This window comes from Anaerovorax odorimutans (genome assembly GCF_024459955.1).
GTDB lineage: Bacteria > Bacillota > Clostridia > Peptostreptococcales > Anaerovoracaceae > Hominibacterium > Hominibacterium odorimutans_A.
On the sequence record NZ_JANFXK010000002.1, the window covers coordinates 226,183 to 239,925 of the forward strand.

The following is a 13,743-nucleotide window of genomic DNA, read 5'->3' on the forward strand; positions in this document are numbered from 1 at the left end:
GGTTATCTAAATTTATCATCCGCCATATATTCTTCTAAACAAATCCCTTGAGCATATATTTTTGTCGCATCCTCCGTGCCAACATACCGATAATGCCACGGTTCATTAACAACGCCTGTTATATCTGATTTATCTGAGGGGTAGCGTTTTATAAACCCGTACAGATGCGCGTTTTTCGCAAGCCATCTATATACTTTATCACTCGAACTTTTTGTGGTCCTCGCATTTATATCAACGGCAATGCCTAATTGGTGTTCACTGGTGCCAGGAGCTGCGACCCATTGTGCGGCAAGTTTTTTTGCTTCAGATTTAGAATTACCCTCATTTACATATGCCTCTACTTTTTCATCTAGCAATTGCTGCTGCTTTTCTTGTGTCCTGTACCCTGCCGCAACAAACAAATCCAATCCGCTTGCCCTTGCCGCGTTAAACATTTTCTGCAATTCCGGATATATTCTGGAATCTACCTTTTCGCCGTTCGACAGCTCTGTCAGCTCCACCTCATAATCATCGGGAATATAATTATCGCGGTTTACAAGAATAAGGTTCCATCCATTCGCTTCACTGGCAATATGGTGCGTTAGGCCGTTAAAGGAAGGCAATGAAAAATCAGGATTAAAAATGGTATTGTTTGCTGCAATGCCTATTAATATGGCAAGCAGCAGAATCAATATTATTTTCTTTTTATAGGTTTTTCTTTTGATATATCGTTTCATTTATCTTATCTCCGTTTTTGCAAATTCTGTCCAATACATGCTGACGAACCAGGCATACCGCCATATTCCCCTCATCTGGGACCCATCAAAGACCTTTCACTATGTATAACGGAGAGAATATGCAAAAAGATAGGATAAACCTCAAACTTTTTTAAGAGCGCACATCGCAAAAACCAAAAAGGGAAGGCTGTTGCATCCGTTTTTTACGGATTGTAAATTCTCTTTTCATATAGTCTGCCTTTTTCCTCTAGGTTCATTTCAATGCAACTAAATTAATCTAAAGAAAAAGAACGCTACATTTGTAACGTTCTTGCTGGCGGAGGACACGGGACTCGAATTTGATTCGAGGCTTTTTTAGTTTTTGCACATAAGTTAAAAATGTTGTAATTGATGGGCTTAAGGGGGGCATTGTTATTTAAGGATTCTTCTTTCAGTAGATAGCTTTGATTTTACACCAAAATTTACACCATAAGCCCTTGGATGCTTTAAATGTTCTCGGCTTCCTCCAACGCTTCATATTCTGCCTTCAATTCTTGACGCAGTTCTTCTTCTGTAGGCAAATATAATTTGTACTTTGAAGCAAATATCTGCAAATTGTCTTCTGGTAATGTATACTTCACCACCGCATCACTCTTATCCGCACATAATACAATTCCAATCGGTGGATTGTCGCCTTCATTCATAAGCTCCCGGGTGTAATAGTTGACATACATCTGCATCTGGCCTAAGTCTTGATGTGTTAGATCACCCAGTTTTAAATCAATTAGCACAAAACACTTTAAGATATAATTGTAAAATACCAGGTCGATGTAAAAATGTCGGCCATCAAATGTTATACGCTTTTGCCGTGAAACAAAAGAAAAGCCTCTTCCCAGTTCCAGTAAAAATTTCTGAAGGTGGTTGATAAGCGCTTGTTCTAAGTCAGATTCGTAAAAATCATCATTTGGTGATAAACCTAAAAATTCCAAAACATATGGATCTCTTATAATATCTTCCGGCGTTTTACCAGGTTCAAGTGTCTGGATTTCGGAAGTAACATTTTCCTTGTCCTGACTTGACAGCAAACGTTCATAAAAGAAAGAATTAATCTGACGCTCTAACTGTCTGGTACTCCAACCTGACTGAACCGCTTCATTTGCGTAGAATTGTCTGGCTTTCTCGTTTTCTACACGCATAAGATGTCTGTAATGCGTCCAGCTCAATTGGTCACTCAGTGCGTGACGATTTGGAAATGTCAGATAAAATTTACGCATATATTTTAGATTGGTTTCAGTAAAGCCTTTTCCGAAATCTTTTGTCATTTGTTTTGAGAGGGCTTTTAATAATCCGCTTCCGTATTCTGCTTTAGAACTGCCATCTTGCTTTTCAACTATGGCCTTTCCAATTTCCCAGTACGCTTCGACCATCGCAAAATTTGCCGTTGAGTAGACTTTATGCCGCGCTGAATTTAAAACCTCTTTTATTGAATTATAAAATTGTAAATCAAGCAATTGTTTTTCCATAATATTATCCTTATATTAACCACCGTGTGAGATTTTCTTTCAGCAAATTCCAATTAAATCCTAAGTATATTATAGCCACTTTTTAAGTAATAGTTACTATTATTCTCTTCACCGCGAATCAACTATTCTTACTCTATTATCCCTGTTTTTTGTATTTTATCATTTCTTGATTAAGATAACAACTATCGCCCTTTCCATATGATTTGCCTTTTTCATCTAAGTTTATTTCAGTACAACTAAATGAACCTAAAGAAAAAGAACGCTACATTTGTAACGTTCTTGCTGGCGGAGGACACGGGACTTACGCAGCTTGCTTCGCAATCTGCCATCCTGCGCCTGCACTATCGCTCTGGCTTGGACCGCTCTCTACAAAACAGTCCGCCGGACTGTTTTACTTCACGTTCGCGCCCTTTCGGGTTCGAATCCCTCCTGAATCTATATTCCACCAAAAGAAAAACACGCCCAATTGGACGTGTTTTTCTTTTGGCGGAGGACACGGGACTCGAACCCGCGGGGCTGTTACACCTTACTCGCTTTCCAGGCGAGCTCCTTAGCCACTCGGTCAATCCTCCATAGCTGCCCTAACTCGTCCCCAATCTGAGAACGCTTAGCGCACTTAATAATTTACCACATAACGGGTGCCTTGGCAAGTACAAACTTGACTTTTATTCAAATTCTTTTTTCATTGTCTGCGCACGTTTTTCTGTAAGAGCTTGAAAATCCTGCAGCGTATGCTCATATTCCGCGTTCATGTACTGGGACGCCATGATAAAGTCAGCCGTAGCACTGTTGGTAGCCACCGGAATATCGTACACGACCGCAATTCGCAGCAGCGCCTTTATATCCGGATCGTGAGGCTGTGCTTCCAGGGGATCCCAGAAAAAGATCATCATGTCGATCTCGCCGTCAGCAATCTTGGCCCCTACCTGCAGGTCGCCTCCCAGCGGGCCGCTTTTATATGCTTTCACCGGCAGGCCGGTAGCCTCAGCGATCAGTCGGGATGTGGTTCCCGTCCCGCACAGGAAATGCTTTTTCAGCTCCTCCTTGTTTTTTACGCACCAATGCACCATTTCATCTTTCAAATGATCGTGGGCGATCAATGCAATTTTCTTTTGTTTTTCCATTATTACATCCATAAATTGTCCTCCTTTGTTTTTAATTATATCAGAAAACCAGAACACCTTTATCCAAAACAGCAAAATTTAACCTATATTTAACATCCCCTATCTCAAAGAGAACCATGCGGACAAATGCCATTTGGCCGGTACTCTGTACAGGACGCCACTCAATGGCCGGCCGCATGTTAACGCAGGCCGCATAATTTCTGTGTCCTCCGCCAAAATATATATGCTCAAGGGATTTGCTTAGAAGAATATATGGGGGATGGCCAATTGAACGCCGGTATGGTATCGCCAGCGGGCTTCACTTCCTGACAGTGAAGAATATGACATGCCAATTAATCTACTTCTGATAAGAAAAGATAAACATAAGTACAATCTCGTTGAATTTATGTTTTGAATAGAGTAAAATATAATCAAACGGAGGAGTATGCTAATGGATAGGGATTTGATTTTTGAAAAACTGACAAAAGGCCTTGCTGATATATATGGAGACTTACTTGTCAGGATCCTGTTATATGGTTCGGTAGCCAGGGGAACAGACGATGAAGAATCTGATATAGATATTGCCGTGTTGCTCAAGCCTGGAGAAACAGAAGAAATGGGAGAAAAGATGCTTGACTTGGTTGTTGACCTGGAATTGGAGTGCAACAAAGTCTTATCTGTTTTACGCATAGATTATGATAAATTTAAAGAATGGGAAGATATAATGCCTTTCTATAAGAATGTTAAGAAAGATGGGATCCTATTATGGCCGGCAGCATAACCGAATTATCGAGATACCGTTACAGCAGAGCACTCGAAGAAATGGAGAATGCGAGGCTGAGTTTTTCCGAAAGAAGATGGATTGTCAGAGATGAGAGAACACGCTGATTATGAAGATTATAGATGACGGTATTTGGGATTGTTTTAACTCGAAGCTTAAAGCTTGCCATAATTACACCTCCAAAGATGGGAGCTTTTGTTTCATTTATAACCCTAACCGCTCCTTTAATGCGTTTTGAAGGACGGCAGAAAAGTTAATACCTTTTGCAGAAGCTTCTTCATTCAGCCATTCTGGAATTGTAAGCGTTTTCTTGACAGCCTTATTGTTATGCATCTTACGATATTCAAGCGTATCACAGACCACGTAATTGACAAACTTATCGTTACCCGCATGGATTGATTTTAAGTCGCTTGGGGTGGGTATTGTTTTACCCTCCTTTTCATACCCATACAAAGTAAATGCTAGTACGTCTTCGGCCATTTTAAACCCGTCTTTTAAGTCATCGCCACAAGTGTAGCAGTTTTCAAAATCCGGAAAGTTGATAGAATACTTTCCTGCGTTCTCTTTTGTGAAGATCGCTGGATATATATACTTCATGGTTTCCCTCCTGTCTATGTTATTGGAATGGGTTATTTCAACCCCGCATCCTTCAAAATACTGTTTGCTGTGCCTTTTGACAACTGTTTACTTTTGTGTCTCGGAACCGGGAAGTCTTTACCTTTTAGATCGCTGTTTTTTGTTGGACGTGCTTAGGCGGGTTCGAGCGCCGCTGCGCCGATTCCAATAAATAAAATCAGAGCAAGAAACCGGTTATTCCCTGCTCTGATAAAAATATCGCTTTTATTTCAGACAATCATACACCGCATCCGGCATCTGGTCGATATCGAGAACGCCCTTATGGCGGATCTCCTTATTTTCCAGATCCTTGAGTCCTGCCGGTACGCGCACCTTCGTCTCTTCGTACAGCTTCTTCACCGACTCAAATCCGGTTTCACCCTTTTCCAGACCGATGGATTCCGTAACGCTGTCGGCAAACTTGTAGGCGCTGGCCGTGGAAGCAATCAGGGTAGGAGTCTTATCTCCGGTATAAGCCACATAATCCTCATAAACACGGTAAGCGACTGCCGTATGGGTATCCATCAGGTAGCCGTACTTATTGTACATATGGCCGATCGTTTCATTGGTCCGCTTTACATCCGCATAACCGCCGTAGAAGTCGTCCAACGCATAGTTGATCTTCGGGCTCACGGTATATTTCTTGTCCTTTTCCAGGCTTTCCATCAAGCCCTTGATCTCTTCGCCGTCCTGGCCGCTCAGATGGTACAGCAGCCGCTCCAGATTGCTGGAAATGAGAATGTCCATGGACGGAGAGTTGGTCAGGAAAAATTCCCGGTTGGTATTGTAAGTTCCGGTGTTGATAAAGTCGGTCAGCACTTTGTTTTCATTGGAAGCGCAGATAAACTTTTTAACCGGAATTCCCATCTGTCCTGCGTAATAAGCTGCCAGAATGTTTCCGAAGTTGCCGGTAGGCACAACGATATTTATCTTGTCACCGTTTTGAATCACGCCTCGTTCCACCAGCTTGATGTAGCCGTAAACGTAGTACGCCACCTGCGGCACCAGTCTGCCGATGTTGATGGAATTGGCGGACGAAAGCTTGCAGTTGATCTCCGCCAGTTTTTCAGCGAAATCGCCGTCATTGAAGATTTTCTTCACGCCGGTCTGGGCATCGTCAAAATTGCCGTTGATGGCAAAGACGTGGGTGTTTTCGCCTTCCTGAGTAACCATCTGGCGCTCCTGCACCTGGCTGACGCCCTTGTTGGGATAGAACACGATGATCTCCGTCCCCTGCACATCGGCAAAGCCTTCCAGGGCCGCTTTTCCCGTATCTCCCGATGTGGCCGTCAGAATGCAGATCTTTTTGTCTTCCTTCTCTTTTTTCATGGCTGTCGTCAGAAGATATGGCAGAATGGACAGGGCCATGTCTTTGAAAGCCGCGGTTTTTCCATGATACAGTTCCAGGAAATAAGCGTCTCCGCCCTTTACGATCGGCACGATCTCCTCTTCTTCAAATTTGGAATCATAGGCGCCCTCAATGCACGCCTGCATTTCTTCATCGGTATAATCTTCAAAGAACGCCCGAATTACGCGAAAAGCGACCTCCTGATAGGATTTTCCCACCATATCCTCGATCTCAAAGGGCAGCGCCGGAATCTCGTTGGGAACGTAAAGCCCCTTGTCCTCCGCTATGCCCTGAATGATCGCCTGGGCTGACGTCTTTATATATTTACTTCCTCTGGTACTCTGGTAATGTATCATTTCTTTACTCCTTTACACGATCAATATTCCTTGATTTTAACAAAAAAATCCCATAAGTTCAATGAAAAATACTAATCTGCGAGAATGTCCCGGTATTCTTCATGCTTTTGGAACCATTTTACCGCATAAGAGCAGGTAACCTTTGCTTTCTTGCCTTCTGAGGCGATCTGCTTTACTGCCGCTTCTACCAGCTGTCCGGCCGCTCCCTGCCCGCGGAGCGAATCATCCACAAAGGTATGGTCGATGTCCACAAGACCGTTTCCCGCATCGGGGAACGTGATCTCCGCCACCAGCCTGCCCGTTTCGTTTGTCGCAAAAATACGATTTTTCTCTTTCTGTAATTCCATAATTTACCCCTGCTTTCCGCACTTCAGTGCGTTCAAAATAATATCAACGATTTCGTCCACATCGGCAAGCGCCCCTTTTCCCAGATCCCCGCAGGCCAGAAGGCTTGCTTTGGGGTCGATAAAATGATAGCCGTACTGTTTCAGCTTTTCAATATTGGCCTGCACGATGGGATTCTCATACATGTTCGTGTTCATGGCCGGCGCTATGTAAACCGGCGCCTGGTTGGCCGCCGCCATGACGACCGTGGAAAGAAAATCATCGGCAATACCGCCGGCGATTTTTCCGATTATATTGGCCGATGCCGGAGCGATCAGCACCAGGTCGGCTTTCTTTGCCAGTGAAATGTGCTTCACTTCGCTGGGCGTAATCTCTTCAAACATGTCCATATAGACTTTATTCTTGCTCAGCGTCTGAAAGGTCAGCGGCGTGATAAATTTACTGCCGCTTTCGGTCAGGATCACGTCCACATTATGCCCCTGTTTTGTCAGACGGCTGGTTATCTCCGCCGCTTTGTAAGCGGCAATGCTGCCGGTTACCCCTAGTATTACATTCATTTTACTTCCTCCCAAACCCGTTTGGCGATCATATCCGCGATCTGCTCGTTGTTCTCCATTGTATCGTAAGTGCCGTCTCTGTGGATCAGATAGCCTCTATGCATGGTCCTTCCGATTTCAGCCAGATCATTGGCGAGAACAAAGGTGCAGTCGTTCTTTTTCAAAAGATTATGCCCCACCTGAATCAGCTCTTCGTGCGGCACATGGCTGAGGAGCTTAAAGCCCACCAGCGTCGTCTTCGGGCTGAGTTTTTTAATCATACCGATCACCTTGGGAGAACGCTGCATGATGATCGTCAGATCATCGATGCTGGAGCTGATCTTGTTTCCCTCCAGCCTGGTCGTGTCACCGGACTTGATTTTCTCCAAAGTAGTGACCTCTTTCACCATATAATCGCTGACCGCCATGGCATGAACAACCCCGTCGATCTTTTCTTCCGTAAGCAGGCGTTTCAGCTCTGCTTCCAGGTCGCGGACGCCTTCAATGGGAATCGCCGTGACGTTGGCGCCTTCCAGAGGCTGCGCCCTCAGACCATGCAGATAATAAAGCTGTTCAATCTGCTGTGAATACGCTTCCAGGAAACGTTCACCGATGGCATGCCCCAGTCTGCCGGTGGAAGTATTGGTGATGGACCGCACGTCGTCGATTCGTTCGCTGGTCCCGCCTGCTGTAATGATGATCTTCATCGATTGCTGTTTCTCCTTTGCTTATTTCTGTTCTATGATTTCCAGCGTTACCCCGTTGGGATCTTTGATAAAAAAGAATCTGGTGTTGGGATTGGGCTGGATCGGACCTGCCGTGATTTCAACACCCTTATCCTTCATCCGTTCCATAGCCTCATCGAGAGAGTCTACGGAAAGTCCCAGGCTCAAGTGGTCGCTGAAGCTGACATCGGTTACGGCTTTATCGCCGATCAGCTCGATCTCCGCCGGGCCGTCCGCCAGGAAAGCAATCTCGGCATTGGGGCCGGCCGGGAATCTGCGGGCCACCTCCATACCGATCACCTCTTCATAAAACCGGATCGATTCTTCCAAATCCTTCACATGTATCGTCGCAAATGTAAATTTCATTTTTGTCCTCCTTTACTCCTCTGTCATTTCTTTTTTAAGCAGCAGTTTTCCATCGGGGCTGAGCACTTCCAAGGTATGCTGCTGCTCGCTGAAAAAGTCTCGTTTTGCTCCCGCCGTACCAAGCTTATAACGGTATACGAAGCCCTTATCGTCCTTTGACAGGATATAAATATCGACCGCCGTTTTTTCAGGAACCTTGATGCTGCCTTTCCAGTCAACCTTCGGGGAATCCCCATCTAGCCCCGAGACTTCCATCTCTTTTTCATAGACTTGTTTTCCGTCCGCGATCCCGACGATCCGGGCCGTGTTAGGCGCTTCACTGGAAAGTTCGTCGAAGCCGAAATGGATCTCCATGTCAAAATCAATTTTATCTTTTTTCACGTGGGGATCCGGGCCGCTGGCTAACCAACTGAAATCAATCGGAAGATATGGAGATTCTCCCTCTATGGACTCAGTTCTCACGGTTTCCCCATCCTCCAGAATCACTTCCGGATCTACGCTTTTAAAGGCGGAAACCGGAATTGTCCCGACAAAGGTGTTGTCTTTTCGTTTAAGCGGGTAAGTCTTTCCGTCTATTTTAACCTTCGCCTTTGTACCTTCCCGAAACTCCGCCGGCGTAACGGATATACCGCACTGGATGGTACCGTCCTCGGCAGAAACCGTATCCGCGCCTTTGAACTCGACACTGCTGTCAGCAAAAATTGTCGGCGGTTCCCCACCATAAGAGCTGTCGTACGATATGGTCTGCGGGGCCGAAACCACACTGTCCTCAATCATCAAATTTTTCATGGCGCCAATCCAAACCGCGATTACAACCAGCACCAGAAGCATCAGCGCGATCGCTGCCGCCCCAACGCCAATAACGATGTACTGCTTTTTCTTTTCCATATTCCTTCCTCCTTTTTATTGAATCTCCACATTTAAACACATTGTTATTTTACTACACATTTGATGCAATTGCTATAATTACGTGGAAATTCCGGGCCGGGAAAGCCTGCGCCGGAAAAGAAAAAGACGCAGGGCCCGCCTGCGCCTGACATTGCTATTCAAAAGTGTCTTAGTCGTCAACGCCAACCATTACGGAAGTGGCTTTGATTACCGCATAGGCTTCTTTTCCCACTTCCAACCCCAGCTCTTCAATCGCTGACATGGAAATAGTGGAACTGATCTTGTTGCCTCCGCCGATATCGAGGATTACGATGCCGTTTACCGCACCCTTTTTGATTTCTACGACTTTTCCTTTTAACTGATTTCTAGCGCTTAATTTCATGATTCTTCATCCTTTCTCCGGTAATAATACCGTTTCTTCTATGAAAGCTATATACCCTCATTCGCCGATTTTTAACATCCTTTATTATACGACAGTTTTTCCTGTCGATAAGCAACGCAGAATTCTCGCCGCTGATCTACGCTCCCACAGTAACTTCTCCATTTTCGTTGACGCCGATTACTTTCTCGCCGCCGGCCCGCAGGCTGCGGATATAGCGGATATCTTCCGCCGTGATCTTCTCCCCCGGACAAATCAGAGGGATACCCGGCGGATATGGAATAATCGAGGAGGCGCAGATTTTTCCTTCCGACCGTTCCAGCGCCAGCCTCTGCTTGGCCTTTGGTATGGCAAAAATTTCTTTTTTCTCCGGCGCCCGGCCCGCATTGCCGCCAGCAGCTGCTCCCGGCTTTCCCGGCTCCCGGTCCCTTTCCCGGTTTCCCAGTTTTTCCCTGATATCCCTCAACGCATGGAGAAGGGTATCAAAATCCCGCCTCTGATTTCCAATGCCGGTCATGAGCATCAGAATATTGCCCGTGGTCAGCTCAGCAAACACGCCCCGCTCCATCAGCAGATTCTCCAGCTCACTCGCCGAGATTCCCAGAAGACCCGTATCAATGTTGATTTTACTGTAATCAAAGTTTTCCAGATTGTCGATCACGCGAATACCGGGAATCCGCTTTACTTCTTCATAAAAATACCGCAGGTTTCCCTGCCACTGCTCCATCAGCTCCGTACCCTGCTGTTCCAGAATATCGGCATTGATATCCAGCGAAGCCATCAAAAGATAGGACGGGCTGGTACTTTGTATGGCCTGCAGCTTGTCCTCCAGCACATAGCGGTCTACCCTGTCCGAATTCAAATTGAGAACGGCGCTTTGGGTAAAGGACGCCAGTGTTTTATGAATACTGTTGATGACAATATCCGCTCCCGCTTCCTCTGCGCTGACCGGTCCCGTTCCCCGGCCCAGCCATTTGAGATGCGCTCCATGGGCCTGATCCACGATCAGGATTTTTCCGTGCCTGTGGACCACCTTGGCAATCGCCCGGATATCACTGCATACTCCATAGTAGTTGGGGCTGGGAAGGATCACTGCCGCAGCCTGAGGCTCTTCCTCCATGGCCCGCTGTACCTCCTGCGGAGTCACGGCTCCCAGTATTCCATATTCTTCGATCAGCTCCGGGTACAGATACACCGGGGCGATATTTCCCAGGGTCAGGGCATTGAACACGGATTTATGGCAGTTCCTGGCCATAAGCAGCTTTCCTCCGGCCGGCACACTGGCCAGGATGGCAGCGATGATGCCCCCGCTCGTCCCGTTAATCAGCATATAAGAACGGTCTGTTTCGTACAGCCCGGCGTACCGTTCCTGCGTTCTTTTTAGAATACCTTCCGTTTGGAACAGATTGTCCGCTCCCGGAATCTCGGTGATATCACAGTCCATAAATTTATCCAGGAATTCCCCATACCCCAGCCGGCGGTACAGGCTGGCCCCCTTATGCCCCGGCATATGAAAGGATACCGGCCGTTTGTCCGCATGCTCCATGAGGAATTGTATCGTTGTCTTTTGTTTGTCCACGAAATTTCTCCTTTCCAAGTCTCTCCATTATACCGTTTTTGTGTTAGAATAGGAAGCAAAAGGAGGAAATCCCATGCTCCATTCTGACACAAACGTTCATTCAAAATATTCCGGCCACGCCGGTCCGATTGCTGTCCCCAGGGAGGCGGCATACTTGATAAACCGGCTGACAGCCTGCGGTTATGAAGCCTTTGCCGTCGGCGGCTGCGTCCGCGACAGTCTGCTGGGCAAAACGCCCAACGACTGGGACATCTGCACCAGCGCGCTTCCCGATGACATGAAGCAATGTTTTTCAGGTCTTCCTGTCATTGAAACCGGCATCAAACACGGCACACTGACCGTTGTTCTGGAGCACCGGCCTTTTGAAATAACAACCTACCGTATTGACGGTGAATACCGGGACGGCCGCCATCCGGAGCAGGTCCGGTTCACTTCTGACCTGCAGGCGGATCTGAGCCGCCGCGATTTTACCATAAACGCGATGGCTTATCACCCGGGCACAGGGCTGGTGGATCCTTTCGGCGGTCTGCAGGATCTGCAGGCCGGCATAATCCGTTGTGTGGGCGATGCTCCCAGGCGATTTGAAGAGGACGCGCTGCGCATCATGCGGGGAATCCGTTTTGCCGCTCAGCTGGGTTTTGATATCGAAGGGAAAACGGCCGGAGCACTCCTTGACAGCAGAGAACTTCTGGACAGGATTTCCTCCGAAAGAATCCGTACTGAGTTTGACAAGCTGCTCTGCGGATCCGGAGCCATGGACGTTCTCGCCGGGTACCGGGATATTGTTGCCCAGATTATCCCCGAAGCCAGGCCCATGTTCGATCTGGACCAACAGAACGATTATCACATTTACACGGTTTGGGATCACACGCTCCACGTAATCGATCAAATAAAGAACACCCCGGAATTAAAGCTGTGCGCCTTCTTCCACGATATCGGCAAGCCGGAGATGATGACGGTCACGGAAGACGGCTGGGGGCATTTTTACCGGCACGAATTGGCCAGTGAACGAATCGCGGATACGGTCCTTGCCCGGCTCAAATATGACAACCGCACCCGGGAAACGGTCACTTCCGTAGTCCGCAATCACAGTATCGTATTCCGTCCATCCGCAAAGCAGGCGCGAAAGCTGCTTCATAAACTGGGTGAAGAAAAGCTGCGGCTGCTGATCCAGCTGGAATACGCGGACGTAAAAAGTCAGAACCCCATCTACACGGAAAGCCGGGTATCGACCATCGGCGCTTTCAGCCAAAAGGTCGATGAGGTTCTGGCCTCGGAAAACTGTTTTTCACTTCGGGATCTTGCCATTGGAGGCCGCGATCTGCTGGATCTGGGAGCAGCGCAGGGACCGGAGATCGGAAAAATTTTGAATACCCTGCTGGACATGGTGATGGAGGATGAGCTTCCCAATCAGCGGGACGCCCTTCTCGATACCGCTATAAAAACATTTGGTCTGCATACGCATACAGAAGATACAGGAGGCAGAACATCATGAAAATAAAAGATTTAAAAAGGCCGGATCCGGGATTCCTCAGGGTCACGTTCATAGGAAAGGAAGTCCTTGCCGACGACGGAGCACCCTATCTGATTATGGCGCTGGCTGAAAGAGAGGATGGCGGAGAGGTTTCTTCTGATTTTTGGATTCTTGGTGAAAGCACGGCTGTTGCTGAGGACTCCTGTGTTACAAACCGGGATGTCTTTCGCTATGAGGAATTCTCCGACCCGCGGGTGGTCAAATCCGTTCAAGTTGAGTGTTCGTCGGCTGAATTCTCAAAAGCTGGACACGGCTTCATGCACGCGGAGCTTGCTCCGGAATTCTGTCAGGCTATGCGGCTGGATGAATGTGAGGACGGACTGCTGCTTCTCCAATATTTTCTGCATAATGGATGTATCACAGAATCCTGGGCGGATAAACCCCTGGATATGGTCTGCCTGTTTCTTTGCAATGCGGACCCTTCTGAAGAGTTCTACGAAAGCTGCGGCGCAAAGGACGCCAGCTTTTCAATTCATGTCGGTGAGGCGCGCCATGCGTATTTGGCAGAACAGACTTTCTACTGCCCATACGGCAGCTGCGATGCTCCCCGGGTAATCCGGCCTGCAAGTGAGCAGGCGGCCGATATTTCGATCTGCGTAAACGGGCTCTACCGCTTTGATCCCTGGGCGCATTTGGATCAGTTTTTCGCAGCGTTGGAAAAACGCTTTGCCACAGGTTTGGCAGAAAAGGAACAGGCGTATCGACAGCATGTCAGCGAGTTGATTTTGAGCTGTCCAAAGGGTAAAGAACTGTTGGTTCTGGAATGGCAGAGTCAGACGTGCGTCCCCCGTTTTTTCGCCAGAAAGCATCTGGATGAAGCGTATAACTATGAGGTTTCCATTCTATCAAATCTTTTCATTCCCCATTTTAATAACGACCGGCAGCTCACAGTCATTGATGTGGTGCCCGGCGATTATTGCGAGGGGCTGGAAATCGAATTGTTTTCTTATGAAATTCAGGAGTAAGCAGA

The 13,743-nt window shown here is 47.2% G+C and carries 15 protein-coding genes, 1 tRNA gene and 1 pseudogene; 3 read left to right on the top strand and 14 right to left on the bottom strand.

What is annotated here, in order from left to right; genetic code table 11:
- Nucleotides 1–2 precede the first annotated feature (2 nt).
- The 4 genes from NE619_RS03205 to NE619_RS03220 all read right to left on the bottom strand — a co-directional run bounded on the left by NE619_RS03205 (nucleotide 3) and on the right by NE619_RS03220 (nucleotide 3,354).
- Nucleotides 3–716, bottom strand: a complete 714-nt coding sequence (locus NE619_RS03205; RefSeq protein ID WP_256130921.1) for a M15 family metallopeptidase — start codon at nucleotides 714–716, stop codon at nucleotides 3–5.
- Nucleotides 717–1,201: 485 nt separating this feature from the next.
- A complete protein-coding gene (locus NE619_RS03210) occupies nucleotides 1,202–2,218 on the bottom strand; it encodes a PDDEXK nuclease domain-containing protein (RefSeq protein WP_256130922.1) in 1,017 nt (338 codons plus the stop codon).
- 484 nt (nucleotides 2,219–2,702) lie between these two features.
- Nucleotides 2,703–2,790: transfer RNA gene (locus NE619_RS03215), tRNA-Ser, on the bottom strand.
- A 93-nt stretch (nucleotides 2,791–2,883) separates the two neighbouring features.
- A complete protein-coding gene (locus tag NE619_RS03220) occupies nucleotides 2,884–3,354 on the bottom strand; it encodes a methylglyoxal synthase (protein ID WP_256130923.1) in 471 nt (156 codons plus the stop codon).
- Between the two features lie 418 nt (nucleotides 3,355–3,772).
- On the opposite strand from NE619_RS03220, the gene NE619_RS03225 reads away from it, so the two are divergent.
- Nucleotides 3,773–4,102 (top strand): nucleotidyltransferase family protein, encoded by a 330-nt coding sequence (locus tag NE619_RS03225; protein WP_256130924.1) that lies wholly within the window; start codon nucleotides 3,773–3,775, stop codon nucleotides 4,100–4,102.
- A gap of 204 nt (nucleotides 4,103–4,306) precedes the next feature.
- Here NE619_RS03225 and NE619_RS03230 read toward each other — a convergent pair whose 3' ends face one another.
- The 10 genes and pseudogenes from NE619_RS03230 to NE619_RS03275 form a co-directional block, all read right to left on the bottom strand.
- Complete coding sequence (locus NE619_RS03230) at nucleotides 4,307–4,699, bottom strand: type II toxin-antitoxin system HicB family antitoxin (protein WP_256130925.1); 393 nt, start codon at nucleotides 4,697–4,699, stop codon at nucleotides 4,307–4,309.
- Between the two features lie 32 nt (nucleotides 4,700–4,731).
- A pseudogene (locus NE619_RS19280) lies at nucleotides 4,732–4,809 on the bottom strand (type II toxin-antitoxin system HicA family toxin); the annotation flags it as partial.
- A 133-nt stretch (nucleotides 4,810–4,942) separates the two neighbouring features.
- The gene (thrC, locus tag NE619_RS03240; RefSeq protein WP_256130926.1) at nucleotides 4,943–6,421 is read right to left on the bottom strand and encodes a threonine synthase; all 1,479 of its coding nucleotides are present in this window, start codon (nucleotides 6,419–6,421) and stop codon (nucleotides 4,943–4,945) included.
- Between the two features lie 71 nt (nucleotides 6,422–6,492).
- Nucleotides 6,493–6,768, bottom strand: a complete 276-nt coding sequence (locus tag NE619_RS03245) for a GNAT family N-acetyltransferase (protein ID WP_256130927.1) — start codon at nucleotides 6,766–6,768, stop codon at nucleotides 6,493–6,495.
- Nucleotides 6,769–6,771: 3 nt separating this feature from the next.
- Complete coding sequence (gene coaBC / locus NE619_RS03250; protein WP_256130928.1) at nucleotides 6,772–7,323, bottom strand: bifunctional phosphopantothenoylcysteine decarboxylase/phosphopantothenate--cysteine ligase CoaBC; 552 nt, start codon at nucleotides 7,321–7,323, stop codon at nucleotides 6,772–6,774.
- The gene (locus NE619_RS03255) at nucleotides 7,320–8,009 is read right to left on the bottom strand and encodes a phosphopantothenoylcysteine decarboxylase (RefSeq protein ID WP_256130929.1); all 690 of its coding nucleotides are present in this window, start codon (nucleotides 8,007–8,009) and stop codon (nucleotides 7,320–7,322) included. Before NE619_RS03255 ends, coaBC begins: the two co-directional genes overlap by 4 nt.
- A gap of 21 nt (nucleotides 8,010–8,030) precedes the next feature.
- Nucleotides 8,031–8,393: a VOC family protein gene (locus NE619_RS03260; RefSeq protein ID WP_256130930.1), complete on the bottom strand. Its 363-nt coding sequence runs from the start codon at nucleotides 8,391–8,393 to the stop codon at nucleotides 8,031–8,033.
- 12 nt (nucleotides 8,394–8,405) lie between these two features.
- A complete protein-coding gene (locus NE619_RS03265; protein ID WP_256130931.1) occupies nucleotides 8,406–9,281 on the bottom strand; it encodes a hypothetical protein in 876 nt (291 codons plus the stop codon).
- Between the two features lie 169 nt (nucleotides 9,282–9,450).
- Nucleotides 9,451–9,663, bottom strand: a complete 213-nt coding sequence (locus NE619_RS03270) for a TOBE domain-containing protein (protein ID WP_256130932.1) — start codon at nucleotides 9,661–9,663, stop codon at nucleotides 9,451–9,453.
- A gap of 136 nt (nucleotides 9,664–9,799) precedes the next feature.
- Entirely contained in the window at nucleotides 9,800–11,239 is a 1,440-nt protein-coding gene (locus NE619_RS03275; RefSeq protein ID WP_256130933.1) for an aminotransferase class I/II-fold pyridoxal phosphate-dependent enzyme, read from the bottom strand.
- 73 nt (nucleotides 11,240–11,312) lie between these two features.
- On the opposite strand from NE619_RS03275, the gene NE619_RS03280 reads away from it, so the two are divergent.
- Together NE619_RS03280 and NE619_RS03285 are read left to right on the top strand one after the other, a co-directional pair.
- Complete coding sequence (locus NE619_RS03280; protein ID WP_256130934.1) at nucleotides 11,313–12,734, top strand: CCA tRNA nucleotidyltransferase; 1,422 nt, start codon at nucleotides 11,313–11,315, stop codon at nucleotides 12,732–12,734.
- Nucleotides 12,731–13,738 (top strand): hypothetical protein, encoded by a 1,008-nt coding sequence (locus NE619_RS03285; RefSeq protein WP_256130935.1) that lies wholly within the window; start codon nucleotides 12,731–12,733, stop codon nucleotides 13,736–13,738. The genes NE619_RS03280 and NE619_RS03285 overlap by 4 nt, the downstream gene beginning before the upstream one ends.
- Nucleotides 13,739–13,743: the final 5 nt, after the last annotated feature.